Genomic DNA, 24,158 nt, shown 5'->3' with positions numbered 1-24,158 from the left:
CCTGACAGTGGAGCACAATGGCTATCCCTGCCAGTGTTTGTCGCACAGTACTCGCGTTTGACGTCGAATACTGTTGCCTCAGTCCAGGTCCTGCGCCGAATGCCGCTCGGGCACCTGGCTGGCTTCATCGCCCCAGGTGCGGTTGACCCGCAAGCCGCGGACGACCGCCGGGCGCTCGGCAATGGCTTGCGCCCAGCGTTGCACGTGGGTGTAGTCCTGCACGCTGAGGAACTCGCCCGCCGAATACAGCCTGCCCAGCGCCAGTTGGCCGTACCAGGACCAGACGGCGATATCGGCGATGGTGTAGCTGTCGCCGGCCAGGTATTGGCTTTGCGCCAGGCGCTGGTCGAGCACATCCAGTTGGCGCTTGGTTTCCATGCTGAAGCGGTTGATCGGGTATTCGAATTTTTCTGGCGCGTAGGCATAGAAGTGGCCGAAGCCGCCGCCCAGGTAGGGCGCTGCGCCCATCTGCCAGAACAGCCAGTTGAGGGTTTCGGTTCGACCCGCTGGGTCGCGGGGCAGGAACTCGGCGAATTTTTCTGCAAGGTAGAGCAGGATCGAACCCGACTCGAACACCCGCACCGGCGGTTGCACGCTGCGGTCGAGCAGGGCGGGGATCTTCGAGTTGGGGTTGATCTCGACGAAGCCGCTGGAGAACTGCTCGCCTTCGCTGATGCGAATCAGCCAGGCGTCGTACTCGGCGCCGGCATGCCCGAGGGCCAGCAGCTCTTCGAGGAGGATGGTGACCTTGACGCCATTGGGCGTGGCCAGGGAGTACAGTTGCAGCGGCTGCTTGCCCAGCGGCAGGGCCTTGTCGTGGGTCGGGCCGGCCACCGGGCGGTTGATGTTGGCGAACTCGCCGCCCGACGGCGCGTCGTGCTGCCAGACCCGAGGCGGGACGTAGGGTGCCTTGCTCATGCGATGAACCTCCTGGTGTGCTCGAGGGGCTCATGTTCGGGCTTGGCGCAAACGCTTGTCAAACCCGGCGGCGGTTCATGCCGGCATGTTCTTGCTGATGCAATGTATGCCGCCGCCGCCCGCAGCGATCGGGTCGATGTTGACCTGCTCGATGGTCCGCCCCGGGTACAACTTGGCCAGCAGCTGCTTGCAGTACTGGTCAGCTTTCGGGTCGCCAAACTGCGGGGCAATCACCGCGCCATTGATCGGCAGGTAGTTGATGTAGCCGGCGGCAAACTCCGGGTTGTCGCGGGTAAAGCGGTTGCTGCGCAATTTGCCCGGTGGCGGCAGCAGGTGCACGGTCAAGCGGCGGCCATCGGCGTCGGTGGCCTGCTTGAGGATTTCCAGGTGCTTGCGGGTGACCCGGTAATCGTAGGAGTCCGGGTCGTTGTCGAGGTTGGCGATCACCACCCCCGGCTCGACGAAGCGCGCGTAGAAGTCAACGTGGGCATCGGTGATGTCCTGGTCCTTGATGCCCGGCAGCCAGATGATCTTGCGCAGGCCAAGGTTGGCTTTAAGCTCGGCCTCGACATCGCTGCGGCTCCAGTCGGGGTTGCGGTTGGCATTGACCCAGCAGCTTTCGGTGATGATCGCCGTGCCGTGGCCGTCCACTTCGATGCCGCCGCCTTCGCCAGTCAGCTCGCTTTGCAGGTAGGGCACGTTCAGGGTTTCGCTCAGCGTTGCCGCCACGCGGCTGTCGTTGCGGTGGCGTTGCTTGTTGCCCCAGCCGTTGAAGTTGAAGTCCATCAGCGCGCTGTTGCCGTCGTCGTCGATGACGAAGCAGCCGCCGTAATCGCGGATCCAGATGTCGTCCAGCGCCATGGGCAGGAACTCGATGTTGTCGCTGCCACATTGCTCGCGTGCATCGGCCAGGTCTTCGGGGCGGCAGAGTACGCTGACCGGCTGGTAGCGGGCGATGGTCCGGGCCAGTTGTGCGATGCAGCTGTTGACCGCGTCCGCCTGGTCTTCCCAGACATTTTCGGCGGCGGCAAACGCCAGGAAGATCCGCCGCTGGGCCTGGTCTTCTTCGGGCATGAACCAGCGCTGGTCAGCGGCCATGGCCAGGCGCAACGGGCCCAGGCCCAGGCCGGCAATGCCGGCGGCGACTGACAGATGCTTGAGAAAGGTACGACGGGGTGTCATCGGTGTGGCTCTCGTAGTGACGGCTCAATGGGCCGAGGAAGTCTTGAGGGTGGTCCAGGTACGCATGCGCGCGCGCATGTCTTTCTGGGTAATGTCCTTGCCCGGGATCAGCCGCGCGTAGGTTTCGTCGCTGACGTAAATGTCCGGGTTGTCACGCATCTGCGGCTCGACCAGCGGCCGTGCCTTGGCGCTGGAGGTGGGGTAGCCGGTGAACGAACTGATGGCGGCCATCTGCTGCGGCTGCATGACGAAGTTGATAAAAGCGTAGGCGTATTCCGGGTGGGCGGCATCGGCGGGAATGGCCATGCTGTCCATCCAGATGGTCGTGCCTTCCACCGGGATGTGGTAGCGGAACTCGACCTTTTTACCGGCGGCATCGGCGGTGCGCTGGGCCTGGATCATGTCGCCGCTGTAACCGAGGGAAATGCAGGTGTCACCATTGACCAGCTGGGTCACCGGCTGCGACTGGAACTTGCGGATGTACGGCTTGATCGCCCCGAGCATCTGCCGGGCGGCGAGCAAATCATCGGCCTTGCCGCTGCGTGGGTCCTTGCCCAGGTAGTGCAGCACCACCGCTAGCACTTCGTCGGGCGAGTCGATCATCGAGATGCCGCAGTCGGCCAGCAGCGCGGCGTTTTCTGGCTTGAACAGCAGGTCGAGGCTGTTGACCGGGGCATTGGCGATGCGCTGCTCGATGGCCGCGCGGTTGTAGGTCAGGCCGATGCTGCCCCAGGTGTAGGGCACGGTGCTCTCGCGCGAGTTGGGGTAGCGCTGGTGCAGGCGCTGCAGGCCGGGCTCGATGTCTGCCAGGTGTTCGAGTTTGGCCGGGTCGAGCTTTTGCAGGGCGCCGGCGCGGGCCAGGCGTTCGGCCACGGTGTCGCCGGGGAAAATCAGGTCGTAGCCGCTGTTGCCCGAGAGCAGCTTGGCCTCCAGGGTTTCGCTGCTGTCCATGACGTCATAAATGACCTTGATGCCGGTCTGGGCGGTGAAATCCTTGAGGGTGTCTTCGGCAAAGTAATCGGCCCAGTTGTACAGGCGCAGCACTTTGTCTTCGGCGTTGGCCAGGCTGCAGCCCAGGGCCAGGGAAAGGGCGATCAGGGTTTTCAGGCTGTTCATGCGCCATGCCTCCAGGTGCTGTGTGGGTGACGGCCGTCCAGGCTCAACAGGGTGGCGTACATTTCCGGGCGGCGGTCGCGGTAGATGCCCCAGGTCAGGCGCTCTTCGCGCATGTGCGCCAGGTCCAGCTCGGCCAGCAGCATGCAAGGGCTGTCGCGATCGGCTTCGGCCAGCAGGCGGCCCTTGTGGTCGGTGATGAACGACGATCCATAAAAACGCATGTGCAGCTCGGCATCGCTGCGCGCCACTTCAACGCCGGTGCGGTTGGCGGTGATCACCGGGAGGATGTTGGCGGCGGCGTGGCCGCGCTGGGTCAGTTGCCAATGGTCGCGCGAATCCAGCGCCGCAGCGCCGGGCTCGGAGCCGATGGCGGTGGGGAACAAGAGGATTTCTGCACCTTGCAAGGCCAGGCAGCGGGCGGTCTCGGGGAACCACTGGTCCCAGCAGATGCCCACGCCCAGGCGCCCGACGGCGGTGTCCCAGACCTTGAAACCGGTATCGCCGGGGCTGAAGTATTCCTTTTCCTGGTAGCCGATGGCGTTGGGGATGTGGGTCTTGCGGTAGACGCCGAGCAAGCGCCCGTCGGCATCGGCGACGGTCAGCGAATTGAAGTAGGCATTGCCGGCCTGCTCGAACCAGCTCAGCGGCAATACCACGTTCAGTTCCGCCGCCAGGGCGGCAAAGCGCTGCAACAGCGGGCTGTTTTCATAGGGTTGCGCCAGAGCCAGGTGCTCGTGGCATTGCTCGATGCAGAAGTAGGGCGTGGCGAACAGCTCGGGCAGCAGGATCAGCCTGGCCCCGGCCGCCGCCGCCTCGCGCACCAGCCGCTCGGCGTTATCGAGGTTGTCTTCAAGGTTCCAGCTGCAGGCCAGCTGCAGGCTGGCGACGCTCAGCGCGCTCATGGCTTGGCTCCTTTCAGGGGCCAGGCCGGTTGCTGCTGGGTGATGCAATGCACGCCGCCACCGCCATGGGCCAGCTGGTTGATTTGCACCGGTACCACGCTGCGGCCGGGGAAGGCCTGCTGCAGGGTGGCGGCGGCCTGCTGGTCGGCGTCGATACCGTAGGCGGGCATGATCACCGCGTCGTTGCACAGGTAGAAGTTGGTGTAGGAGGCGCAGAACACTTCGGCATCGGTGTCGACCGCAGCGGAAGCTTCGTACAGGTCGATCAGCTCGAAACTGCGGCCACGGGCGTCGGTCGCCAGTTCCAGGGCGCGGCGGTTCTCCTTCGCCACCTGGGCGTAGACCGAGGTTTGATCTTCGGTGGCATCGACCAGCAGCACGCCCGGCCGGGCAAACGCGCAGACGCCGTCGACGTGGCCATCGGTCATGTCGCCAGTGACGTAGTCCGGGTCGCCCGGCAGCCAGATGACCTTGTTCACCCCCAGCAGGCGGACGAAGATTTCTTCCATGTCTTGCTTGCCCAGGCCCGGGTTGCGGTTGGGGTTGAGCAGGACCGATTCGGTGGTGATCAGCGTGCCGTCGCCATCGACATGAATGGCGCCGCCTTCGTTGGCCAGAAAACTGCCGAAGCACGGCAGGCCCAGGCCATTGAGCACGCGCCGGGCCAGGCCTTCATCGAGGTCGTGGGCCGACTTGCCGCCCCAGGCGTTGAAGCGCCAGCTGACTCCGGCCAGGCCTTGCTGCGGGTGGCAGATGAAGCTTGGGCCGGAGTCGCGGCACCAGCTGTCGTTGACGGCGATTTCGATCAGCTCGATGTTGGCCCCGCACAGCGCCCGGGCCTGGCTGACGGCGCTGGGGTCGACGACCATTTTCACCGGCTCGAAGCGGGCGATGGCGTTGGCGACCCGGGCGAAATCCACCTGCACAGCCGCCAGGGTGACGCCCCAGGTCGACTCCCACAGGGCCTGGTTGTGCGGCCAGACCATCCAGGTGGCAGCGTGGCGAGCCCATTCGGCGGGCATGAACCAGCCGTTGTTGTTGGCGCTGTCGTTGTGCATTGCAATACCCTTCAGTTAAGTAATTGTTTTCAGCAAGGTTGCCGGGATGTCCATGCTATAACTGGGGTCTGCACCTGAACAAACGATGGATTTTGCCGATATATGATTAGCTGGGCTTATCAATCATGCTGAAACACTGGCCACCTCTGAACACCCTGCGCGGTTTTGAAGCGGCGGCGCGCCTGGGCAGTTTTCACAAGGCTGCCGAAGAGCTGCACCTGACCCAATCGGCGATCAGCCAGCAGATCCGCAGCCTGGAAAACTACCTGGAGCAACCGCTGTTCTTTCGCGAAGGGCGCAGCGTGTCGCTTACCGATGCCGGCCACGACCTGCTCAGCACCACCCAGGTGATGCTGCAGCAACTGACCGTTGGCATCCGTCGCCTGGAGCAGTACCGCAAGCCCAACCAACTGGTGGTCAACACCACGCCGGCGTTTGCCCGGCACTGGCTGGTGCCGCACCTGGGCGACTTTCATCGGCTGCACCCGGAGGTGGACCTGTGGCTCTTCACCAGCGATGAAATCCCCGACATGACCACCCAGACCATCGACATTGCCGTGCGCGACGACATCAGTGCCCAGGCCGATTGCAGCTTTCACGTGTTGTTGCAGGATCGGCTGTACCCGGCCTGTCACCCGCGCCTGCTGGAGCTCGACGTGGCGCAGCGGACCACCCTGCATGGCGAGCGGGAAATGGACTGGAGCTACTGGCACACCCAGGGTGGCGAGGCTGTGGGGCAGAAGCTGCAGGGTCTGAATTTTTCCGACCCCGGGCAGTTGCTTGACGCTGCCAGCCAGGGCTTGGGCATTGCCCTGGTGAGTGGCTTGCTGGCCGGGCAGGCGCGTGCGCAAGGCAACCTGGTGGCGCTGACCGAGCAGACCGTGCGCGGGCCCAAGTGGGCGTGGCTGGTGCACCGTAACAGTGAAGGGGAGGCCTTGACTGTGAGCTTTTGCCAGTGGCTTGAGCAGTGCCTGGCAGAGGGCTCAGGGCTTAATGGTGACCCAGCGCCAGCGCGCTGATGATGCAGACCGAGCCGTCGCTGGCCGGCGTGTTGTCGCTGTAATCAACCTGGTTGTAGACGCCGCCGTGGAAGTTGAAGGTGCGGCTGTTCCAGCTGGCATCCATCTGCAATGGTCCGCTGCTGGCGGTGCTGCCCTTGCAGGTGGCAGCGAGGGTCACCACGCCCTTGGCGGTGACATCGAGAATGATCTCGAACGCGGTGCCCAGCGGCACATTGGCCAGCAGGGTGACGCTGGCCGGGGCGCTCTGGTTGTAGCTTCGGCGAAAGCCGTAAGTGAGCTTGCCCTTGTTCCAGAACACCTTGACCACCGGGCTGTCGTCGTCTTTGACGTGCAGCTGCGAGATCACCACCTTCTGCGCCGCGTTGACCTTGCTCAGGGTCATGCTCTGGTGGTTGTGGTGTTTGCTGGCGCTGGCGAGCGACCAGTAGGTTGGTTCTTTCCATTCGCAGCGGGTGCGGTGGGTGCTCTTGCTTGAAGCGCCCTTGGTTGGGGCGGTGAAGCGGACCGAGCCGTCGTCGAGCCTGGCGATGATTTTCGGCAGTTGCGCCAGGGCCTGGGCGCCGGTCAGTTCCAGGGCGGTGGGGTCGCTGGTGGACTTGGGTACCGGGGTGGTGATTGTTAGGCGGTCAATGTTGACGCTCATGGGTTTCTCCTTCGGTTTTCGGTGTGGGCCCTCTCTTAAATAATTGTGGGCTTCAGCTAATAATTAGCTGCAAGCTAAAATTTCGTCAATAGCTAAACTGCGCTCGGCTTCGAGCCCTATCGCGGATCAAGTCGAGACCCGCGATGAGGCCGGCGCAGTCTAGAGAAACCAGCGATACTCCCGCGCATTTACTTCATGCATGAACGCCAGGTGGTCCTGCCTCTTGTTCTCGCAATAGACCATGACGAACTCACTGCCCAACCGCTCATTGACCACCGGGTGATGACGCATGGCCGCCACCGCCGCGAGCATGTCCTTGGGAAAGTCGATGCCGCTGCTGCGGTCTTCGTTGAGCGGCGCTATCGGCTCTTTGCCAGCCTCCAAACCGTGTTCCATGCCACTTAAAATCGCTGCCAGCACCAGGTATGGGTTGGCGTCGGCGCCGGCCAGACGGTGTTCGATGCGCAGGTTGCGTGGGTCCGATTCGGGGATGCGGATGCACGCGTCGCGGTCTTCAAAGCCCCAGCTGGCGCGGCTGGCAGCGTTGACCATGGCGCCGTAGCGGCGCATCGCGTTGTGGTTGGCGGCAAAGATCGGCATGCACTGCGCCAGCAACTCCAGGCAGCCAGCCACGGCATGGCGCAGCGGGCGCTGGTTGTCGGCAGCCAGCAGGTTGTTGCCCTGCTGGTCGTAGAGGCTGACATGCACGTGCATGCCGCTGCCCGGCGCGTCGAGGTAGGGCTTGCTCATGAAGCTGGCGCGCATGCCGTGCTTGAGCGCCACGCCACGGGTGCTGCGGGCGAACAGGGCGGCCCAGTCGGCGGCGCGCAGGCCGTCGTCGCAGTGGCCGAAGTTGATCTCGAACTGTCCGGGGCCCAGTTCTGCGGTAATGACGTTGGCGTCCACGCCTTGCTCGTTGGCGGTCTCGACCATGTCCCGCAGCACGTCGGAGTAGCGCGACAGGCGCTCGATGTGCATGTTCGGCTGGTCATCGGCATCGCCGCTGAACGGGTCGCGGGGGAACTGCGGCAGGCCGTCTTTGAGCGCGCTGTCGAACAGATAGAACTCAAGCTCAAAGGCCACCACCGGGCGAATGCCGCGCCGTTCCAGGCGTTGCAGCACCCGCGCCAGCACTTCTCGGGGCTCGAACTCAATGGGCGCGGCGGTGCCGTCAGAGCTGATCAGCATCTGCCCCAGCGGCTGGTTCTCCCAGCGCACCGGCTTGAGGGTGCCGGGGATCAGCCGCCGTGGCGCGTCCGGGTCGCCGTCGTTGAAGCAGTAGTCGCCGATCGGGTGCAGGCCGCCCTGAACACCGAGCAGCACGCAGTTCTGCGGCAGTTTCAGGGCGCTGCCGGCGGCGACTTTTTCGAGCATGTCGATCGGGTAGCGCTTGCCATAAAAGTGCCCGGGGATGTCCAGGCTGATCAGGTCGACATAACGCACCTGAGGATGCTCGGCGCGAAATGCGCGTACTTCACTAAGCAGATCAGGGCAGTCTTTTATTGTTGTCATCACGTGCGATCCTGCGCTTGGTTTCAACGGAATACCCAGAGCACCCGGGTACTGTGTTCGGTCAGGTTGGCGTAGCGGAACTGGCTGTGCGCCGGCAACTGGAAGCTGTCGTTGGCCTGCAGGGTGACCGGCTCTGGGGCGTCATCGAGCCACAGGCTCAACTCGCCTTCGAGGACAAACCCGCCTTGCTCGGAGCTGTCGTCCAGGTGCCCGTCACCGCTGCTGGCGCCGGGCGCCAAGTGGCTTTCAAGCATCGAGAAACCGCCGTTGAGCTTGGGCGAGACCAGCACGTCGGTGACCCCGGCGGCGTAATACAGGGTGCGCCGTTCGCCGGGGCGGGTGACCCAGTCGACTTGCCGAGGCTTGCTCAGGTTGTAGAAGTAGGTGGTCGGCACGCACAGGGTTTCGCTGATGGCGGTGAGGTCGGCCACGGTCGGGCGCGACAGGCCGCGCTCGACCTGGGACAGAAAGCCCACCGAGCGGTCGATGCGTTCGGCCAGCTCGCCGAGGGTCAGGTTGCGGTGCTTGCGCAGGTCGCGAATAAGGATCGCCAGGCTTTCGATTTCTTCCTGCATGTCCATAAAGGGGCTCTCTCAAATAGTGTCGCGCAGGCGGTACCAGGCTTTGCCGGCAGCTTCCAGCGGCGCGGCGAGCAGGTCGCCACCGGGGAAACGGCCGTTGTCGATGGCCTGGTACAACGCCAGCAAATCGTGGTTGCCAAGGATCGCATCACTCACCGCGCGGGCGCCGGCCAGGGTCGGCAGCACGCCATGCCCGGAGAAACCCTGCAGCCAGTAGCGCTGGCCCTGGCGGCCGATGTCCGGGGTGCGGCGCAGGCTGCAATCGATATGCCCGCCCCAGGCGTAGTCGATCGCCACGCCCTGTAGCTGCGGGAAGGCCCGTTCCAGCACCGGGCGGGTGGCGGCGGCAACGTCCTTGGGGATACCGCCCAGGTAGGTACAGCCGCCGCCGAACAGCAGGCGCTGGTCCGGGGTCAGGCGGAAGTAGTCGGGGACGAACTGGTTGTCGATCACGCAGCTGTTGCGCGGCAGCAGCGAACGGGCCAGGGCCGGGTCCAGGGGCGCGGTGGCCACCTGATAGGAGCCCACCGGCAGCAGGCGCTGCGACAGCGGTCGGTCGAGCTGGTCGATGTAGGCGTTGCAGGCCAGCACCAGCACGTCGCTGCGGATTTCGCCTTTTTCAGTGCGGGCGACAAAGCCTGCCGGGGTATCGCGGTAGCTGAGCACCCGGCTTTGCTCGAAGATCCGCCCGCCGGCCGCTTCGATGGCGCTGGCCAGGCCCTGGGCCAGTTTCAGCGGGTTGAGGTGGGCGCCTTCGGCATCGTACAGCGCGGCCTGGTAGCGCGGGCTGCCGATCCATTCGGGCAATTCGTCGCGCTCGATCACCCGCAACTGGTCATAGCCCCATTTAGTTTCGGCTTCGTGCCTGGCCTCGTGGAGCATGGCCACCCGTCGCGGTAGCACCGCCGCCCACAGGCTGCCACGCTGGTAATCGACGGTAAAACCGTGGCGCTCGGGCAATTCACGCAGCTCGCCGGCGGCCCAGCGCATGCTGTCCCACAGGCGCCGTGCGCGTTCCTGGCCAAGGGCCTTTTCCAGCGGCGGCATGTCGCACGACCACCCCAGCAACGCCTGCCCGCCGTTGCGCCCGGACGCCGCCCAGGCCACCCGGCTGGCTTCCACCAGGGTCACCCGCTTGCCGGCGAGCGCAAGGCGCAGGGCGGTGTGCAGGCCGCTGAAGCCGGCGCCAATGATCAGCACCTCGGTGTCCAGGCGTTCCTGCAGGGTAGGGCGCAGAGGGATGGCGGTGGGGTAGGTCTGGGCGTAATAGCTGGCGACATGCTGGGCAGATTGCTTGAACACGACGGACCTCATGAATTTTTATTGGTATTTTTTCATGAAAAACTACCAGATAAATTTCACGAGGCCAAGCGAGGCTCAGCGTTCAATGGCGCGCAGGCTCTAGACCGCAGGTTTGTGATGGTGCCGGTGGCTTGCGATCTCGTCAGCCAGGCGCGGGCTGTAGCTGCGCGTGGGGATACCGGTGAGGCGTTCGAACATCAGCGCGAACTTGACGTCCAGCGCCCGCTTGCCGGTCATATAGGCATTCAGGGTGGTGACGCTGACGCCCATCTCGGCGGCCATGCGCCGCTGCGACACCCGCTCTGCCTGGGGTTGCCCGGCCTTGAGTGCGGCAAATGCCCTGCGCATTGCCAGCAGCTCTTCTTCTTCCCACACCCACAGATTACCGCTCATGATTCGATCTCAGTCACACGGATTCGGTCGAGCAATCCGTTGCTGGAATCGCTACATCCTACTGCTGTTGTCTAGTGTCCATTAACCGACCAGGGCGGTCGGTTGTTTTGCCATCATACTCTTCGCGCGTTCCAAACTAGTAGCACCCGGCCATGAATGTGCAGTTTTTCCAGCGCCGCGCCTTCGATCAATACCGGCGGGTACAGCGGATTGTCGGCAATCATCCGCAAGGCGCCATCGGTCAGGCGTTGCAGGCGTTTGACGAACAAGTCGCCGTCGAGGCTGAACACGTAGATGGCGTCGCTGCGCACCTCGTGAATGCCACGGTCGACCAGCAGCGGGTCGCCGTCGTTGAAGGTGCCGGCCATGCTGTCGCCATCGCCGCTGATGATTGCCAGGTTGTGCGCGGCAGAAAAACTGATGCCCTGGCCGCGCAGCCAGTCCAGGTGCACGGTCAGGTCGCGGATTACTTCGACATGGGCCGGCGGCGTGTTGCCGTTGCCCATCGAGCCGCGGATGTCGAAGTGGGCGATGCTGACGAACTCGCCGCTGGCCGGTACACCAGCCTCGCCCTGTAGCACATCCATCCAGCCGGCAGGCAGGCGCTCGGCCTGCTCGATGCGCCGGGCCACTTCATCGCCGAGGTTTTTTTCTGTGCGCAGCGACAGGATCTGGCTCAGGTGCGCCGGGCTCATGCCCCAGCGCTCGGCACAGCTGGCCTTGCGCTGGGTGCCGAGCAACTGCAGCAGGTTGTGCTTGCGAATCGCGTAGATATCCATGGGGTGCAGAATGCCACTATTTAGCTCGATGCTAAAGAGGGGCCCGGCGTTACTCACGCGATTATTGCACCCGCACTACGCTTGCCGGTGCGCTCAGCAGGCGCTGGCGCAGCAGGTCATAGCCCCAGTTGTAGGCCATGGTGTAAGGCAGCATGAAGGCGAAGAAACCGATCTCCAGCAAGAACGCCTGCACCAGCGACACGTCGAGCATCAGCGCCGCGATCGGCACGCCGATCAGCACAAAGCCGGTTTCAAAGCCGCCGGCGTGCAGGGCACGGAGCTTGACCGTACGCGCGACCCGGCTGACCGGCCAGAGGCGGTCGAACGCCGCGTTGTAGAGCATGTTCCAGATCATCGCCACGGTCGACAGCATCACCGCCAGCGCGCCCATTTCCAGCATCGAGCGGTTCAGCAGCCAGGCGCCGATCGGCGCGCAGATCAGCACGGCGATCAGTTCGAAGCCGACGGCGTGGACGATGCGTTCAGCAAAGGATTTCTGGGAGGCTTGCAGTTTCATGACGTCACCTGAAGGTGTGTTTCGGTGAGGCCATTCTCATCGGTTTTTTGCTTAATTAAAAAATAGGTTCCATCGCTAAAAGCGATGGATTGATGGGGTTGCCTGGCTCAAGTGCTGATATCAGTACAATTGATATCAGATTTAAGTTTTGACGGATTGCTCGATATCAACGCCCAGAGGAGCATGCACACACCATCCATCACCCAAGAATAACGACCCATGACCCTCTCTACTGTGGCAGCACTGCAACTGGGTTCGCACCCCGACGGCAAACAACCAACCCTGGAGGCGATTCTTGCCTACGAGGCTGAAATAAAGGCCGCTGGCGCCCAGCTGGTGGTCATGCCCGAAGCCCTGTTGGGCGGCTATCCGAAAGGCGAAATCTTCGGCACCTACATGGGCTATCGCCTGCCGGAAGGCCGCCAGGCCTTTGAGCGCTATTTCGCCAATGCCATCGATGTGCCGGGCGCCGAAACCGCCGAACTCGCAGCCCTGGCGCAACGTACCGGCGCGCACCTGGTGGTCGGTGTCATCGAGCGCAGTGGCAGCTCGTTGTTCTGTTCGGCGCTGTTCTTCTCGCCGGAGCAGGGCCTGGTGGCCAACCACCGCAAACTCATGCCGACCGGCAGCGAACGGCTGATCTGGGGCCAGGGCGACGGCTCGACCTTGCCGGTGATCGATACCCCGGTGGGCAAGATCGGTGCGGCAATCTGCTGGGAAAACCACATGCCGCTGCTGCGCACGGCGATGTACGCCAAAGGCATCGAGGTGTGGTGCGCGCCGACGGTGGACGAGCGCGACAACTGGCAAATCTCCATGCGCCATATCGCCCACGAAGGGCGCTGTTTTCTGGTCAGCGCCTGCCAGTACCAGCCGTCGCCACGCGACCTGGGCACCAGCCTGCCGCACTGGGATGACGACCGACCGCTGATGCAGGGCAACAGCGTGATCATCGGCCCCATGGGCGAGGTGATTGCCGGGCCATTGAAGCACGGCCCCGGTTTGCTGGTGGCGCAGATCGACTCGGCCGAGCTGGTCAAGGCGCGGTATGACTTTGATGTGGTCGGCCACTATTCGCGCCCGGATGTCTTCACCTTGCTGGTTGATGAACGGGCGAAAAGCTCGGTGAAGTTCCAGCGCTAACGAGTGCCCTGTATGCCCGGCCTCAGGACAGGCAGAAGGTGTTGTCCACCAGTTGAATGATCAGCGACTTGACCGTTTGCAGCGTGCTGTCGTGCTTGCTGCCCACCCGCGTGCCGATTTCCAGGTCGTAGGAGGGCAGCGGCACCGGGCAGGGAAAGGTCTGCAGGGTGCTGACCCGTTCCATGGCCCGGGCGGCGTGGGTGGGCACCGTGGTGATCAGCTTCGAGCCCACCAGCAGAAACGGCACTGCGGCAAAGTGCGAGGTCGAGGCGCGGATGCTGCGCTTGTAGCCGGCCGCATTCAGCCCCTCGTCGACGATGCCGACGAAACCGCCCGACGACACCAGCAGGTGCGGTCGCTGGGCGTAGTCCTCGGCGCTGCTGGGAATGCTGTTGTTAGCGTCGGCGATGCACAGGTAGTTGCCGCGGCCCAGGCGGTGGCGGGCAATCAGCGGCGACGACAGCCCGCCGGCAGACACGGCGATATCGATCTGATGATGCATGAGCATGTCCTGCACCAGGCCGCTGTGGGTCTGGCGGAACAGAATGCGCAAGCCATGCAGTTGCTCATCGATCAGCGCCACCAGGCTTTGCCCCAGGGCGATTTCGCTGTCGTCGGAGAGGCCGATGGTGATGGTCCGGCCCTTGATGTCTTTGCCGGCGACCGACAACGCAAAGGCTTGCCGGCAGCGATTAAGGGCCTCGCCAATCAGCGGCGCCAGCTCGTTGGCGCGCAGGGTCGGGCGCAGGCCACGGCCGGTGCGTTCGAACAACGGGTCGGCGTAAATTTCCCGCAGCCGCGCAAGGGCCGCACTGACCGCAGGCTGGGTCACCCCCAGGCGCAGCGCAGCGCGGCTGGCACCGCCTTCTTCGATCAGGGCGACAAACACTCGCAGTAAGTTCAAGTCGACAGAGTCGATATCAATGCTATGCATATCAGATATCTTGATAGTTGATTGATTTATAGTATAGGCGTACGCACAATCCGCGGACAAATACTTCATCAGCGTATTTGCAGTGGCTGATGAGTTGGGCAGTCGAGTTTGGGAGCGTATGAAAGGTTCAGCAGTAGTTAAGGGGTTGTTGTGTGTATTACTTGCACCGTGGTTAGTGGCCAGTGGGTCTTTTACGGTAAGTGCTGCAGACCTTGTCGCGGCACCGGGCGTCGCCGCCGAATCGTGGATGTTGATGGACTATGAAAGTGGCGAAGTCCTGGCCCAGGGCAATGCCGATGCGCGCATCGACCCTGCCAGCCTGGTGAAGATCATGAGCAGTTATGTGATCGGCGAGGCTCTGCAGTCCGGCGCACTCAGCGCCAGTGACCGGGTGACCATCGAGCACGATGCCTGGGCCGCAGGCAATCCGCACTTGCAGGGTTCTTCGTTGATGTTTCTCAAGCCCGGCGACCGGGTCTCGGTACAAGACCTCAATGCCGGGGTTGTGGTGCAGTCTGGCAATGACGCCTGCATTGCCCTGGCCACTTACATTGCCGGCAGCGAAAACGCCTTTATCGACCTGATGAATGAACAGGCCGGCAAACTTGGCCTGACCAATACCCAGTTCAAGACCGTCCATGGCCTGGCCGCCGAAGGGCAATACAGCAGTGCCCGCGACATGGCGATACTCAGCCGTGCGCTGATTGCCGAGTTGCCGGCGGAGTACGCCTTGTACAAACAAAGGGCCTTCGCCTTCAACAACGTTCAGCAATACAACCGCAACCGCCTGTTGTGGAGTACCAGCCTGGATGTCGACGGTTTAAAGACCGGCAACTCCAGCGCAGGCGGCTACAGCCTGGTCACCTCGGCGCAACGTGACGGGCGCCGCCTGATTGCCGTGGTGATGGGCGCCAAGTCCGATCGGCTGCGCTTTCAGGAGTCGGAAAAACTGCTCAAGTGGGGCTTTCGCGCATTTGAGACGGTGACGCCGATCCAGGCCGACGAAGTGTTCATGAGCAAGCGGGTGTGGTTTGGCCAGACCCGCAACGTCAAGCTCAATGCCGGCGCGCAAGCGACCATCAGCGTGCCCTACGGGCACTCGGCCGAGGTGCAGGCCAGCGCCATCGTCGACACCGCCGAACTTCACGCGCCGTTGCAGGCGGGGCAGGTGGTGGGGGTGGTCAACTTCCAGGTGGGCTCAAAACACGTCGCCAGCAAGCCGCTGGTGGTGATGGAAAGCGTGGAAGAGGGCGGCTGGTTCAGTCGGGCCTGGGACTACCTGTTGCTCAAGGTGTACCAATGGCTGGGCGTGTGCCTGTTGTGCGCGGGCTAGTTGCGATCCTGTAGACGAGAAGAGGGGCCTATGAACCGTTATCTGCGCTGCTTCCTGCCCGTGCTGTTGGTATTGACGGCGACAGGCTGCAGCAACCCTGCAAGCACCAGCGAACACTCGCTGTTCGTCTCGGCGGCCGAGGCCGATGCCAACAACCAGCGCGCCCTGCAAGCGCTGTCGGATGAGCCCGATGTGGCCGGCGGCCTGGTGGTGTATTTCGACACCGACAGCTCGGCGATCGAGCCGCCTTATCAGGCCAGGCTTGCCTATGTGGCCAACTACCTGGTGAGCCATCCCGAGGCCGAAGTCTTTGTCGAGGGCCATACCGATGACATCGGCTCGCCCGAGCAGAACTTCGTCCTGGCCCAGGCGCGTGCCGCGATGATTGCCTATTACCTGGTCAAGTACGGCGCCTTGTACGAGCAGGTGAATGTTCACGCCTATGGCGAGCATTCACCGGTGCGCGAGGGCAGTGGCAAGGACGACTTGAAGCTCAACCGCCGGGGCGTGGTGGAGTGGGTCAGCCATGGCCACAGCCTGGGCTATGAGTTTGAGCAACAGTGAGCAGGGTTTGAGTTCAAAGCGCCTTCTTGTTTCTCACGCTCCAGGCCTCGAGGAAACCGTTGGTTGGAAACACCACGGGGTGTTTATCCATCCTGACCTTCACCGGGACATCCTTGGCGAAGGCGTTGTAGATATAGTGCTGCGCGGCATCGGAGACCGGCAGGAAGATCGACACCTTGGTGCCTGGTTTTTCCTCGCGGCACTCATGCAGCACCTTGATCGGCTGATCGTTGACTTCAATAAAGCCCTCATTGGTCTGCAGCTTCCCGCAGTCGACAAACTGCGTGAAGATCATTTTTGCGCCCTGTTCCGTGGCATTGATGACAGCGTTGTAAACGACAACGCCGTCCTTGAAACCCTCCGAGTTGCTCAGCGCAATCGCACTGTACGGCGCGTCCTTGCTGAACTCGTTGAACAAGGCGTAGCGGTACTTATCGGTGCCGATGGTTTTCGCCAGCTTGCGACCTTCATCGGTTTGCATGTCAATGACGAAGTGCCCGGCGACAGCCTGGGAGGAAACTGCCGCCAGCAGCAGGATGCCAGGCAGGCAGAGGATTTTTTTTGCGCGTGAGATCATGGAGCAGTTCCTTGCTTCGACTGACAGCCATGATATCAAATTGACGCCATTGCCTTAAGGCTGGGTTTGACTGTCGGCTTTAATCACCGACGTGTCTGCGCGGAACTCCGCTGCAAAACGGGGCCGCTGCTCTTAATCCATTTAATAATGCTTCTCAGTTAATGTAGTATTCGCCGCTCTCCGGCGGGGCCGGTTCACCGAAATAGGGCTGAGCATGTCACGCATTGGCACCTCTGATTTGCTAACCAACTTCCATGAGCACTACGCAGAACTGTTGGCGTTCCTGGCTCGGCGGTTGGGTAACGTTGAGCAAGCTGCCGATGTGGCCCAGGATACCTATCTGCGTTTGGTTAACCTGCCGGCGGGCGAACCGATACAGGAGCCTCGCGCGTTTCTGTTCCGCATAGCTGGCAACCTGGCCATTGATCGTATGCGTCGGGAGGGGCGACTCAATGCTTTGCATGCCGATGAATCACAGGCCCTGGAGGTATGCGATCCACGCCCTTCACCAGAGACTGCTCTGATCACAGATGAGGCTTTGGCACAGCTCGATATCGCCATGGACAAGTTGCCAACCAACGCAAGGTTGGCGCTACTGCTCAACCGTCTCGAGGGGCTGACCCATGCGCAGATCGCCATAAGACTCGGCGTTTCCGAAAGCACCGTGGGGAAGTACATTGTTCAAGCTGTACGTCATTGTCGCGACTCGCTGAGCCGGACGCAGTGGAGATGAACCGCTTGCCTTATACGAACGTGCCCCCCCAGACTCTGACGCCTCTTCACACTTCCAAGCTTGAAGAACCCATGACCGACAGTGTTGATCCTTCCGATCTGGAAGACCAGGCCATCGAGATGCTGGTGCATCTGCACTCAGGTCGGGCTACTACAGCCGATCACCTGGCCTATGACAACTGGTGCCAGCGCTCTGCGTTCCATGCTCACGCCGCAAGCAGGGCCGAGGCATTGTGGGGCGCGTTCCCCCTCACACAAAAAGCCCGACAATTCGTTGCTCCGCCCCCCGAGAAGCGTCGTAAACCTGCACGCGCCTTATGGGCAGCCGGCATGGCTGCTTGTGTTGCAATAGTGGTGTTCAGTGCAGCGCTGCAACGCCCCTGGTCAGCGCTCTATGCCGATCATGTGACAGACCCTGGCGAGCGACGGGAATTGCGCCTTGAAGACGGCAGTCGGCTGTGGATGAATGGTGACACCGTGCTGTCGGTGAATTACAGCCATAACCAACGTGGCATCACGCTGTATCAAGGGGAAGCACTCTTCGAAGTTGCCAAGGATTCATCACGGCCTTTCATTGTTCACGCCGCTCAAGGTGATGTACAGGCGATCGGCACACGTTTCGATGTGGATCAGCGCGGCGACACGGTCACCGTCCAGGTGAGCGAAGGGATAGTCCAGCTCAGTTCGGGCGGGGAGACCCTGCGTCTGCCCGCAGGGCAATCCACGGCCTATCGCCAGGGTCTGGCGCCGCAGATGGCGGTGGAAGTCGATGTGCAGGATGTCGCCACCTGGCAGCGAGGCAAATTGATTTTCAATGCGCGGCCGCTGGGTGAGGTGCTCGCCGAACTCGACCGGTACATCCCAGGCGTCCTCTACCTGACGGATGAAACGCTGGCGGCACGGCGTATCAGCGGCACATTCGAAGTGGATGATCCACACGCTGCGCTCAATGCGCTTGAGCAGACGCAGCCACTTCGCATCACTCGGTTGCCGTTACTCACGCTGGTGCGGCCCAAGCGCTGATACAGGGCCAGCATCCCTTCCCGGAGAGCACCTTGCAAAAAAATGAAAATTCTTTGGCAAGGTCCTTCACGTCGTTTCGTCGTAGATACGAAGCGCGAATCATTCACATTAAAGTCGCGCAGCCAACTCTAGGGAAAGGTTGCTTTCATGTTTCATGTCTCCTTACGTACTCGTGCGCATTCGTTGCGCCAGGCAATGGCACTGGCTGCCTTGCTCGGACTGCTGGCACCGGTCGATGCTCATGCCAGGGGCTCCGAAGCCTTCGCTTTCACTCAGCTCTTCAATATCGCTGCCCAGCCATTGGACAGCGCACTAACCCGATTCGCCGATCAAGCCGGCCTGCGCATCATTTTCAATTCCGACGAGGTAAGTGGAATGAACAGCGCTGGGTTGAGCGGGCCCTACAAGGTCAATGAGGCGCTCGATCATCTGCTCAGCGGCAGTGGTTTCGGTTATGAGTTCGTCAATGACAAGACGCTGACCTTGCGCAAGCTATCGACTGGTTCGGCAGTGCTGGAGCTGGGCGCTACCGATGTGAATGCACTCAGGCTGGCTTCGACAACTGAGGGGACCGGCGCCTACACCACTGGCCTTACCAACACGGCGACAAGGTTGGGGCTTTCGCCGCGTGAAACGCCTCAGTCCATCAGTGTGGTCACTCGGCAACAGATGGATGACCAGAACATGCAGTCGTTGGAAGACGTTGCAAGGGCAGCGACAGGCATCAGCACGGTTAAAGGGTTCGGCACAGAGCGTGCGCTTTACTACTCGCGAGGGTTCCAGGTCGACGACTTGCAGTTCGATGGCCTGCCGAGCAGCGTCACGGAAAGTTTCTCGATGGACGTCATGTCAGTGAACAACATGGCCATGTATGACCGGGTGGAAATTGTCCGAGGTGCGACAGGCCTGATGCAAGGGGCAGGTAACCCGTCTGCGGCGATAAATATGGTGCGCAAGCGACCGACGCGTGAATACCAACTCAAGGCGGAGCTCGGTGCTGGCTCGTGGGACAACTACCGCACGCAACTCGATGTTGGCGGCCCCCTGAACGCAGAGGGCACCCTGCGTGGCCGTACGGTCCTGATGTACAACAGTCGAAATAGCTACCAGGACTACGCTGACAAGGACAATCAGCTGTTCTACACCATTGGCGAAGCCGACTTGAGTGACTCGACCACGATCGCGGTGGGGGCATCTTTCCAGCAGGACAATAACGGCGGCTACGACTGGGGTGGTTTGCCCACCCACCTGGATGGCAGTTCTTACAACTTCTCGCGTTCGAAGTCGTTCGCCGGTAAGTGGGCCCACCTGGACAAGATCAACCGCAACGTTTTTGCCGATATCAAGCACAGCTTCAATGAGGACTGGAACCTCACCGTCGCCACCAATCTGATCTGGTCCAATGCAGATTTTCTCGCTCAGGTTGGGTATCACAGCAAAGACTCCGATTCGACGATGCAGTACTGGCCGAACAGCGCTCGTTACGATGACGAACAGATCAATCTCGACGCGGCGCTCAACGGCGCATTCACCCTGCTGGGGGGCAAGCATGAGGTGGTGATAGGGACCAACATGAGGCGCGACAGGCTGCAGTACGTGACAGGCTCATCAAGCGTGAACCCTATCGTCGACATTCTGGACTTCGACACCTCGCAGTTCCCTGAACCGCACATAGTCGGCAGCCTGACGCCCAGCCGCCATGTGCGTAAGGACAAGGGCATATATGCCGCCACCCGCCTCAATCCGCTCGATGATCTGCACGTCATTCTCGGCAGCCGTTTGAGCTGGGTCGATTACGACACCCAAGGCCCATGGGAGACGGACCGCTTCAAGGAAAATCGCAAGGTCATCCCTTACGGCGGCATCGTCTACGACGTCAATGACAACACCTCGGTGTACGCCAGCTATACCGAGATCTATAAGATGCAGGGCAACTACAGCGTCGACAACACATTGCTGGAACCCACGACGGGCAGTAACTACGAAGTCGGCGTGAAAAACGAGCTGTTCGATGGCAGGTTGAATACCGCCCTGGCGCTCTTCCAGGTGGATCAGTCAGGCCTTGCGCAGGTCGTTCCCGATGCTGGACGTGTCTGCGGGCCAACGCGTGATTCGCGGTGCTACACCGAGGGTGCGAAAGTGCGAAACCGCGGGTTCGAGGCAGAGGTTTCAGGCGAGTTGATGCCCGGCTGGAATGCCTTGATGGGCTACACCTACAGTCATCCAAAATACATCGCCGGTACCCACAAGGGTGACGCTTATGGCACAGAAAATTCGCCACAGCGACTGTTCAAGGCCGCCACCACCTATCAGCTGCCAGGAAAGCTGGATCAATGGCGAGTGGGGACCAGCGTCTACCATCAGAGCAAGCTGTACCTGAACGAGATTTCGCAGAGTGCCTACAGCCTTGTGGACCTGAACGCCAACTTGCGAATCGACCAGAACCTGAGCGTTCAATTGAACCTCAACAATGTTTTCGACGAGAAGTACTACACCGCGATTTTTAGTCAAGACACCGGAAACTATTACGGCGAACCCCGCAACTTTGCCATCACCCTACGCTACGAGAACTAGTTGCGAGCCGGACGTTGCAGAGGGCTTTGTGTGTATCACATCGGCTGCCACTTCAACGGCCTGGTCTTGCGATGAAGGCCGCCTTGCCGCCCACGATCGTGAGCACCGGTCAATAAACCGATTTCCAAGCGGCTGTAGCAGCCGCTTGGAAGAAAGTCACGCTCAGTCGCAACGGATTGCTGTGCTTCGTCAGGGGCGGCTTTTTGCCGATTACTGCCCGTTGCCACCGTCCGCTTTGGGCCGCCCAGCAGGAATTTGAGCCACCAGTTGTCGTACACTGCCCAACGCCTTGGGCTACCTGAACATAAGGAACAGTGAATTTCATGACAACGCTTCTTGAATGCTCAAATGAGGTTTTCAGTCGCGGAACCATATTCAGAGCCAGGGGCTCATACCCGTATGAAGAGGTTGTGGATTTCATGGTTTTCGAAACACTGGACGAGGATCGTCGCTTTGGGCTGATGGTTACCACTGGGTACAAAGCCGGCCTACCGCTGGTTTGGCTGCCTGGGGAAAGCAATGGAGGATGCCTGGGCCTCAGTAGGGATTGGGTTTTGGCCAACTGGGGCAAGTGGATCTATCCGGACTGTGAAATCTCGCAGGTCCTTGTTATTGATGGCTATAAACCTGGCTCGCACGCGGAGTTGTTTGAGTAACCCTCCGAGCCGCCGAGCGGTTGGTGTCGCACCAGTCATGCTTGACTGCAACCGAAGTACGTACAGAGGTGTCAGGGCAACTGCTGCACCAGGTCGTGGGCGACACCAGTGCCAGGCCTGCTGCTGAGCGCTGTGGGTCGGCAGCTGCCGGTCGCAGAGTGACCGCTATCGACCCAAAGCGGCCGGTCGGAGAAGGCAGCAACCCGCCAAAACCGGACATTTAGTCTCACGTCTCAATCATTCATAATGCTGCTCCGGAAAGTGCGAAAGTTAATGAATTCATGTTTGATCAATACTTGAAACGATGGGAACTGACCATCGACGGTGATGCTTTCGCCTCGCTGAATGGACATCTACTGCCCGTTCGCCACCACGGCCTACCAGCCATGCTCAAAATTTCGCAAGAGCTGGAAGAGCGGGCAGGCAATCTGCTCATGGCTTGGTGGGACGGTGAAGGAGCAGCTCCAGTGCTGGCACATGACGGTGAGGCCTTACTCATGGAGCGTGCGAACGGCTCGGTCTCCCTGGCGCACATGGTGAGCTGCGGCCAGGACGACGAGGCTACTCGTATTATCTGTGCGGTGGTCCGCCGCCTCCACATACCAAGTACAAAACCGCTGCCTGCTTTGGTCCCCCTGGTTAACCGGTTCGAAGCCTTATGGAGCGCAGCGGCAACGCACAGAGGAGTCTTTGAACACTGTGCAGAAACCGCCCGCCAACTTTTAGGTGCACCTCGCGAAGTCACGGTACTGCATGGCGACATCCATCACGGAAATGTCTTGGACTTTGGCGCCAAGGGATGGCTCGCTATCGATCCTAAGGGACTGTACGGTGAGCGCGGCTTCGATTACGCGAATATTTTCTGCAATCCGGATAGCAAAAGCGCTTTGGCTCCAGGGTGTTTCGAGCGCCGTATAGGGGTCGTGGCACACGCCTCCGAAATTGATCGCCACAGGTTGTTGCAGTGGGTGCTCGCATGGGCGGGGTTGTCAGCAGCCTGGATGCTCGAGGACGACATTGAGCCGGATGCCCCCCTTGAGGTGGCGAAGCTTGCAGCGTTGGCGCTCGGTTTGTGAGTTGGCCAGTGGCTAAGGTCCATGTGATGGATTGGACGCACTAAGCACAAACCGCACTAAAACACTGGCTTGTAGACTCAGCTCAATTTCCTCGTACCATTTCTGTACCACCACACCCTTCGCAAGTGACGTTCCGCAATGTAGAAAGTCCGTCTACATTCGGGGCAGCTGACGGCCCAAAGCGGTCAGTTGTCAGCTCCGATAACTGCCTCAAGTAGCTGGCCTTCGAAGTATTCCGTGTCATCGCGGGGCTCTGTATCCAACCGCCGCCTGGCCTCAGCCAACATTTGAGGAACTGCGATTCGCTGATTCAGAAAAGTAGCGACCATGAGATCTGAAAGCTCTTTAAAGGGCGTGTCCCAGGCATCTCGACAGCGTTGTAGTAACGTTGTCGGCGCCTCTCCTTTCCAAGGGCCAATGATGCTGGTTAGTGTCGTCGGTTGGGCCATTGGCATCTGTTCGTGCTGGTTGGGAAAAGGGATCTTACCGACAGTTCATACGCAGTGCGAAGGGCAGCTTCGGGTCGTTAGCTGCCGTTCCCGGATGACCCCTTTCGACCCATAGCGGCCACTCACCCAAGCATGGCACCAATAGCTGATCAAATTTCTGCTGCCCTTGTCGTACCCTGGTGGAATGCCATCTGCCAATCGTCTCCCAGCCGACGCCAGATGGAGCTTCTCAAAGAATCACGGGTGCCGCTCGGGCTATCGACAGTGCACCGATAGGTGGCCAGCACCACCTTTTCGGAGAGGATACGAATCTGAAAATCGGTGATCTGACGCTGGACAAAATCCTGCACCAGCAAAGCGTCGATGGTTTGTGACCGGTTCCAGGCGATACCCTCCGCGCCAAACTCGACGAAGTCCTGAGCCAGCAGGCGGGTCAGCATGTCGCGATCAAGGCGAGTCTTGCGTTCAAGCAGGCTCGCCTCCAGTGCGTGAATAACAGGCTCCAGACATGCCTTCGAAATTTTCATGTAATTGACCTCCGTCTGCGATTCACCATGCCTGCGCGCCACGGCGTGGCGGTAGCGACAGCCTGACTTCGACCGTCGATATACATAGCCAAACCCCGCAGCGGACCAGGTCAATGGAGCGCATCATCTGGTATCGGTTAGAATCCGCAGCTTATTTCAACAATGCTTGCTACACATAAGGAAGTTCCATGACAAGGATGGCTGCTGTTTTCACTTTACTGAGTTGCATGGCGTCGGCCTCGGCATTGGCGGCGTCTGATTGTCCGTTTCCGCAGGGGATGCAGGCATCCATCGGTGCGTCGAAGGAAGTCATTGCGGCCAGGCAAGCGGGCGTCGCCAAGGATGATCTGCTCACGAGGATTTCCCCCGCGGCCGACGGGCAGATGTCAAAGATGCTAAAGAGTATCGTCGACGAGGTTTACGATTATCCGGCACTGCTACCCGAGGTGTATGCCGCCTTCCGGTTCGAGCACTGCTTTGTTTCGCAGCAGCACGCTGAACAAGTGGCGGCCATGAAGTTTGCCGATGCCTATCCGCTGCTGAAGAAATGCGAACAGATCGACCCGCAAGGGGCTCGACCGCCTTGTGCAATGCGGGTAGTGCATACGTTGACCGGCATTCCCGAGTAATACCACTGATATCTCT

26 protein-coding genes are annotated in these 24,158 nt (G+C 61.1%); 10 read left to right on the top strand and 16 right to left on the bottom strand.

Annotated features, from left to right (window positions below; genetic code table 11):
* Positions 1 to 78 precede the first annotated feature (78 nt).
* From yghU to JYG36_RS17240, 5 genes are all read right to left on the bottom strand, one after another.
* Entirely contained in the window at positions 79 to 918 is an 840-nt protein-coding gene (gene yghU, locus JYG36_RS17260; protein ID WP_093384701.1) for a glutathione-dependent disulfide-bond oxidoreductase, read from the bottom strand.
* Between the two features lie 75 nt (positions 919 to 993).
* Complete coding sequence (locus JYG36_RS17255) at positions 994 to 2,100, bottom strand: agmatine deiminase family protein (protein WP_213601804.1); 1,107 nt, start codon at positions 2,098 to 2,100, stop codon at positions 994 to 996.
* 24 nt (positions 2,101 to 2,124) lie between these two features.
* A complete protein-coding gene (locus tag JYG36_RS17250) occupies positions 2,125 to 3,216 on the bottom strand; it encodes an extracellular solute-binding protein (RefSeq protein WP_195883637.1) in 1,092 nt (363 codons plus the stop codon).
* Positions 3,213 to 4,118: an N-carbamoylputrescine amidase gene (gene aguB / locus JYG36_RS17245; RefSeq protein WP_213601802.1), complete on the bottom strand. Its 906-nt coding sequence runs from the start codon at positions 4,116 to 4,118 to the stop codon at positions 3,213 to 3,215. The genes JYG36_RS17250 and aguB overlap by 4 nt, the downstream gene beginning before the upstream one ends.
* The gene (locus JYG36_RS17240) at positions 4,115 to 5,176 is read right to left on the bottom strand and encodes an agmatine deiminase family protein (protein WP_093384665.1); all 1,062 of its coding nucleotides are present in this window, start codon (positions 5,174 to 5,176) and stop codon (positions 4,115 to 4,117) included. Before JYG36_RS17240 ends, aguB begins: the two co-directional genes overlap by 4 nt.
* A 125-nt stretch (positions 5,177 to 5,301) precedes the next feature.
* On the opposite strand from JYG36_RS17240, the gene JYG36_RS17235 reads away from it, so the two are divergent.
* Entirely contained in the window at positions 5,302 to 6,195 is an 894-nt protein-coding gene (locus JYG36_RS17235) for a LysR substrate-binding domain-containing protein (RefSeq protein WP_213601800.1), read from the top strand.
* On the opposite strand, the gene JYG36_RS17230 is transcribed toward JYG36_RS17235, so the two are convergent.
* From JYG36_RS17230 to JYG36_RS17200, 7 genes are all read right to left on the bottom strand, one after another.
* Positions 6,167 to 6,841, bottom strand: a complete 675-nt coding sequence (locus JYG36_RS17230; RefSeq protein ID WP_213601798.1) for a polysaccharide lyase family 7 protein — start codon at positions 6,839 to 6,841, stop codon at positions 6,167 to 6,169. The genes JYG36_RS17235 and JYG36_RS17230 overlap by 29 nt on opposite strands.
* Before the next feature lie 159 nt (positions 6,842 to 7,000).
* Positions 7,001 to 8,353: a glutamine synthetase family protein gene (locus JYG36_RS17225; RefSeq protein WP_213601796.1), complete on the bottom strand. Its 1,353-nt coding sequence runs from the start codon at positions 8,351 to 8,353 to the stop codon at positions 7,001 to 7,003.
* A gap of 23 nt (positions 8,354 to 8,376) precedes the next feature.
* Positions 8,377 to 8,934 (bottom strand): helix-turn-helix domain-containing protein, encoded by a 558-nt coding sequence (locus JYG36_RS17220; protein WP_045201551.1) that lies wholly within the window; start codon positions 8,932 to 8,934, stop codon positions 8,377 to 8,379.
* 12 nt (positions 8,935 to 8,946) lie between these two features.
* Positions 8,947 to 10,236: an NAD(P)/FAD-dependent oxidoreductase gene (locus tag JYG36_RS17215; RefSeq protein ID WP_213601795.1), complete on the bottom strand. Its 1,290-nt coding sequence runs from the start codon at positions 10,234 to 10,236 to the stop codon at positions 8,947 to 8,949.
* A 99-nt stretch (positions 10,237 to 10,335) separates the two neighbouring features.
* Positions 10,336 to 10,629, bottom strand: a complete 294-nt coding sequence (locus JYG36_RS17210) for a helix-turn-helix domain-containing protein (protein ID WP_045201548.1) — start codon at positions 10,627 to 10,629, stop codon at positions 10,336 to 10,338.
* A 113-nt stretch (positions 10,630 to 10,742) separates the two neighbouring features.
* On the bottom strand, positions 10,743 to 11,408 hold the full coding sequence (locus JYG36_RS17205) for a S24 family peptidase (RefSeq protein ID WP_045201546.1): 666 nt from the start codon (positions 11,406 to 11,408) through the stop codon (positions 10,743 to 10,745).
* A 61-nt stretch (positions 11,409 to 11,469) separates the two neighbouring features.
* Positions 11,470 to 11,925, bottom strand: a complete 456-nt coding sequence (locus JYG36_RS17200) for a multidrug/biocide efflux PACE transporter (protein ID WP_213601793.1) — start codon at positions 11,923 to 11,925, stop codon at positions 11,470 to 11,472.
* A gap of 219 nt (positions 11,926 to 12,144) precedes the next feature.
* On the opposite strand from JYG36_RS17200, the gene JYG36_RS17195 reads away from it, so the two are divergent.
* On the top strand, positions 12,145 to 13,068 hold the full coding sequence (locus JYG36_RS17195; protein ID WP_213601791.1) for a carbon-nitrogen hydrolase family protein: 924 nt from the start codon (positions 12,145 to 12,147) through the stop codon (positions 13,066 to 13,068).
* Between the two features lie 22 nt (positions 13,069 to 13,090).
* Here the strand turns inward: JYG36_RS17195 and JYG36_RS17190 are convergent, their stop codons facing one another.
* A complete protein-coding gene (locus JYG36_RS17190) occupies positions 13,091 to 14,002 on the bottom strand; it encodes a LysR family transcriptional regulator (RefSeq protein ID WP_213601789.1) in 912 nt (303 codons plus the stop codon).
* Positions 14,003 to 14,255: 253 nt separating this feature from the next.
* On the opposite strand from JYG36_RS17190, the gene JYG36_RS17185 reads away from it, so the two are divergent.
* Positions 14,256 to 15,335 (top strand): serine hydrolase, encoded by a 1,080-nt coding sequence (locus JYG36_RS17185; RefSeq protein ID WP_249744361.1) that lies wholly within the window; start codon positions 14,256 to 14,258, stop codon positions 15,333 to 15,335.
* Positions 15,336 to 15,365: 30 nt separating this feature from the next.
* On the top strand, positions 15,366 to 15,899 hold the full coding sequence (locus JYG36_RS17180; RefSeq protein WP_052676571.1) for an OmpA family protein: 534 nt from the start codon (positions 15,366 to 15,368) through the stop codon (positions 15,897 to 15,899).
* Between the two features lie 13 nt (positions 15,900 to 15,912).
* Here JYG36_RS17180 and JYG36_RS17175 read toward each other — a convergent pair whose 3' ends face one another.
* The gene (locus tag JYG36_RS17175; protein ID WP_093384588.1) at positions 15,913 to 16,476 is read right to left on the bottom strand and encodes a hypothetical protein; all 564 of its coding nucleotides are present in this window, start codon (positions 16,474 to 16,476) and stop codon (positions 15,913 to 15,915) included.
* A gap of 214 nt (positions 16,477 to 16,690) precedes the next feature.
* Here JYG36_RS17175 and JYG36_RS17170 point away from each other — a divergent pair, with 214 nt between their 5' ends.
* The 3 genes from JYG36_RS17170 (at position 16,691) to JYG36_RS17160 (ending at position 20,805) form a co-directional block, all read left to right on the top strand.
* Complete coding sequence (locus JYG36_RS17170; protein WP_045201532.1) at positions 16,691 to 17,209, top strand: sigma-70 family RNA polymerase sigma factor; 519 nt, start codon at positions 16,691 to 16,693, stop codon at positions 17,207 to 17,209.
* Between the two features lie 71 nt (positions 17,210 to 17,280).
* Positions 17,281 to 18,231 carry a FecR family protein gene (locus tag JYG36_RS17165; RefSeq protein WP_213601785.1) on the top strand — a complete coding sequence of 317 codons (951 nt, stop codon included), beginning with the start codon at positions 17,281 to 17,283 and terminating at the stop codon, positions 18,229 to 18,231.
* A 147-nt stretch (positions 18,232 to 18,378) separates the two neighbouring features.
* The gene (locus tag JYG36_RS17160) at positions 18,379 to 20,805 is read left to right on the top strand and encodes a TonB-dependent siderophore receptor (protein WP_213601783.1); all 2,427 of its coding nucleotides are present in this window, start codon (positions 18,379 to 18,381) and stop codon (positions 20,803 to 20,805) included.
* A 35-nt stretch (positions 20,806 to 20,840) separates the two neighbouring features.
* On the opposite strand, the gene JYG36_RS17155 is transcribed toward JYG36_RS17160, so the two are convergent.
* A complete protein-coding gene (locus JYG36_RS17155; RefSeq protein ID WP_213601781.1) occupies positions 20,841 to 21,083 on the bottom strand; it encodes a hypothetical protein in 243 nt (80 codons plus the stop codon).
* A 45-nt stretch (positions 21,084 to 21,128) separates the two neighbouring features.
* On the opposite strand from JYG36_RS17155, the gene imm45 reads away from it, so the two are divergent.
* Both imm45 and JYG36_RS17145 read left to right on the top strand, forming a co-directional pair.
* Positions 21,129 to 21,461 carry an Imm45 family immunity protein gene (gene imm45, locus JYG36_RS17150; RefSeq protein WP_093384579.1) on the top strand — a complete coding sequence of 111 codons (333 nt, stop codon included), beginning with the start codon at positions 21,129 to 21,131 and terminating at the stop codon, positions 21,459 to 21,461.
* A 281-nt stretch (positions 21,462 to 21,742) separates the two neighbouring features.
* The gene (locus JYG36_RS17145) at positions 21,743 to 22,537 is read left to right on the top strand and encodes an aminoglycoside phosphotransferase family protein (protein ID WP_093384575.1); all 795 of its coding nucleotides are present in this window, start codon (positions 21,743 to 21,745) and stop codon (positions 22,535 to 22,537) included.
* 598 nt (positions 22,538 to 23,135) lie between these two features.
* On the opposite strand, the gene JYG36_RS17135 is transcribed toward JYG36_RS17145, so the two are convergent.
* Complete coding sequence (locus JYG36_RS17135; protein WP_213601779.1) at positions 23,136 to 23,513, bottom strand: nuclear transport factor 2 family protein; 378 nt, start codon at positions 23,511 to 23,513, stop codon at positions 23,136 to 23,138.
* Between the two features lie 188 nt (positions 23,514 to 23,701).
* On the opposite strand from JYG36_RS17135, the gene JYG36_RS17130 reads away from it, so the two are divergent.
* A complete protein-coding gene (locus tag JYG36_RS17130) occupies positions 23,702 to 24,142 on the top strand; it encodes a hypothetical protein (protein WP_093384562.1) in 441 nt (146 codons plus the stop codon).
* Positions 24,143 to 24,158: the final 16 nt, after the last annotated feature.

This window comes from Pseudomonas sp. SORT22, from assembly GCF_018417635.1.
Lineage (GTDB): Bacteria > Pseudomonadota > Gammaproteobacteria > Pseudomonadales > Pseudomonadaceae > Aquipseudomonas.
Note: the sequence above shows the minus strand (reverse complement) of the source record. Positions and strands in the feature narration are given on the sequence as shown.

What these genes read in the sequence shown, in the direction of transcription:
- yghU (WP_093384701.1), bottom strand. Translation starts at nt 918, where the DNA reads ATGAGCAAGGCACCCTACGTCCCGCCTCGGGTCTGGCAGCACGACGCG.
- JYG36_RS17255 (WP_213601804.1), bottom strand. Translation starts at nt 2,100, where the DNA reads ATGACACCCCGTCGTACCTTTCTCAAGCATCTGTCAGTCGCCGCCGGC.
- JYG36_RS17250 (WP_195883637.1), bottom strand. Translation starts at nt 3,216, where the DNA reads ATGAACAGCCTGAAAACCCTGATCGCCCTTTCCCTGGCCCTGGGCTGC.
- aguB (WP_213601802.1), bottom strand. Translation starts at nt 4,118, where the DNA reads ATGAGCGCGCTGAGCGTCGCCAGCCTGCAGCTGGCCTGCAGCTGGAAC.
- JYG36_RS17240 (WP_093384665.1), bottom strand. Translation starts at nt 5,176, where the DNA reads ATGCACAACGACAGCGCCAACAACAACGGCTGGTTCATGCCCGCCGAA.
- JYG36_RS17235 (WP_213601800.1), top strand. Translation starts at nt 5,302, where the DNA reads ATGCTGAAACACTGGCCACCTCTGAACACCCTGCGCGGTTTTGAAGCG.
- JYG36_RS17230 (WP_213601798.1), bottom strand. Translation starts at nt 6,841, where the DNA reads ATGAGCGTCAACATTGACCGCCTAACAATCACCACCCCGGTACCCAAG.
- JYG36_RS17225 (WP_213601796.1), bottom strand. Translation starts at nt 8,353, where the DNA reads ATGACAACAATAAAAGACTGCCCTGATCTGCTTAGTGAAGTACGCGCA.
- JYG36_RS17220 (WP_045201551.1), bottom strand. Translation starts at nt 8,934, where the DNA reads ATGGACATGCAGGAAGAAATCGAAAGCCTGGCGATCCTTATTCGCGAC.
- JYG36_RS17210 (WP_045201548.1), bottom strand. Translation starts at nt 10,629, where the DNA reads ATGAGCGGTAATCTGTGGGTGTGGGAAGAAGAAGAGCTGCTGGCAATG.
- JYG36_RS17205 (WP_045201546.1), bottom strand. Translation starts at nt 11,408, where the DNA reads ATGGATATCTACGCGATTCGCAAGCACAACCTGCTGCAGTTGCTCGGC.
- JYG36_RS17200 (WP_213601793.1), bottom strand. Translation starts at nt 11,925, where the DNA reads ATGAAACTGCAAGCCTCCCAGAAATCCTTTGCTGAACGCATCGTCCAC.
- JYG36_RS17195 (WP_213601791.1), top strand. Translation starts at nt 12,145, where the DNA reads ATGACCCTCTCTACTGTGGCAGCACTGCAACTGGGTTCGCACCCCGAC.
- JYG36_RS17190 (WP_213601789.1), bottom strand. Translation starts at nt 14,002, where the DNA reads ATGCATAGCATTGATATCGACTCTGTCGACTTGAACTTACTGCGAGTG.
- JYG36_RS17185 (WP_249744361.1), top strand. Translation starts at nt 14,256, where the DNA reads ATGGACTATGAAAGTGGCGAAGTCCTGGCCCAGGGCAATGCCGATGCG.
- JYG36_RS17180 (WP_052676571.1), top strand. Translation starts at nt 15,366, where the DNA reads ATGAACCGTTATCTGCGCTGCTTCCTGCCCGTGCTGTTGGTATTGACG.
- JYG36_RS17175 (WP_093384588.1), bottom strand. Translation starts at nt 16,476, where the DNA reads ATGATCTCACGCGCAAAAAAAATCCTCTGCCTGCCTGGCATCCTGCTG.
- JYG36_RS17170 (WP_045201532.1), top strand. Translation starts at nt 16,691, where the DNA reads ATGTCACGCATTGGCACCTCTGATTTGCTAACCAACTTCCATGAGCAC.
- JYG36_RS17165 (WP_213601785.1), top strand. Translation starts at nt 17,281, where the DNA reads ATGACCGACAGTGTTGATCCTTCCGATCTGGAAGACCAGGCCATCGAG.
- JYG36_RS17160 (WP_213601783.1), top strand. Translation starts at nt 18,379, where the DNA reads ATGTTTCATGTCTCCTTACGTACTCGTGCGCATTCGTTGCGCCAGGCA.
- imm45 (WP_093384579.1), top strand. Translation starts at nt 21,129, where the DNA reads ATGACAACGCTTCTTGAATGCTCAAATGAGGTTTTCAGTCGCGGAACC.
- JYG36_RS17145 (WP_093384575.1), top strand. Translation starts at nt 21,743, where the DNA reads ATGTTTGATCAATACTTGAAACGATGGGAACTGACCATCGACGGTGAT.
- JYG36_RS17135 (WP_213601779.1), bottom strand. Translation starts at nt 23,513, where the DNA reads ATGAAAATTTCGAAGGCATGTCTGGAGCCTGTTATTCACGCACTGGAG.
- JYG36_RS17130 (WP_093384562.1), top strand. Translation starts at nt 23,702, where the DNA reads ATGACAAGGATGGCTGCTGTTTTCACTTTACTGAGTTGCATGGCGTCG.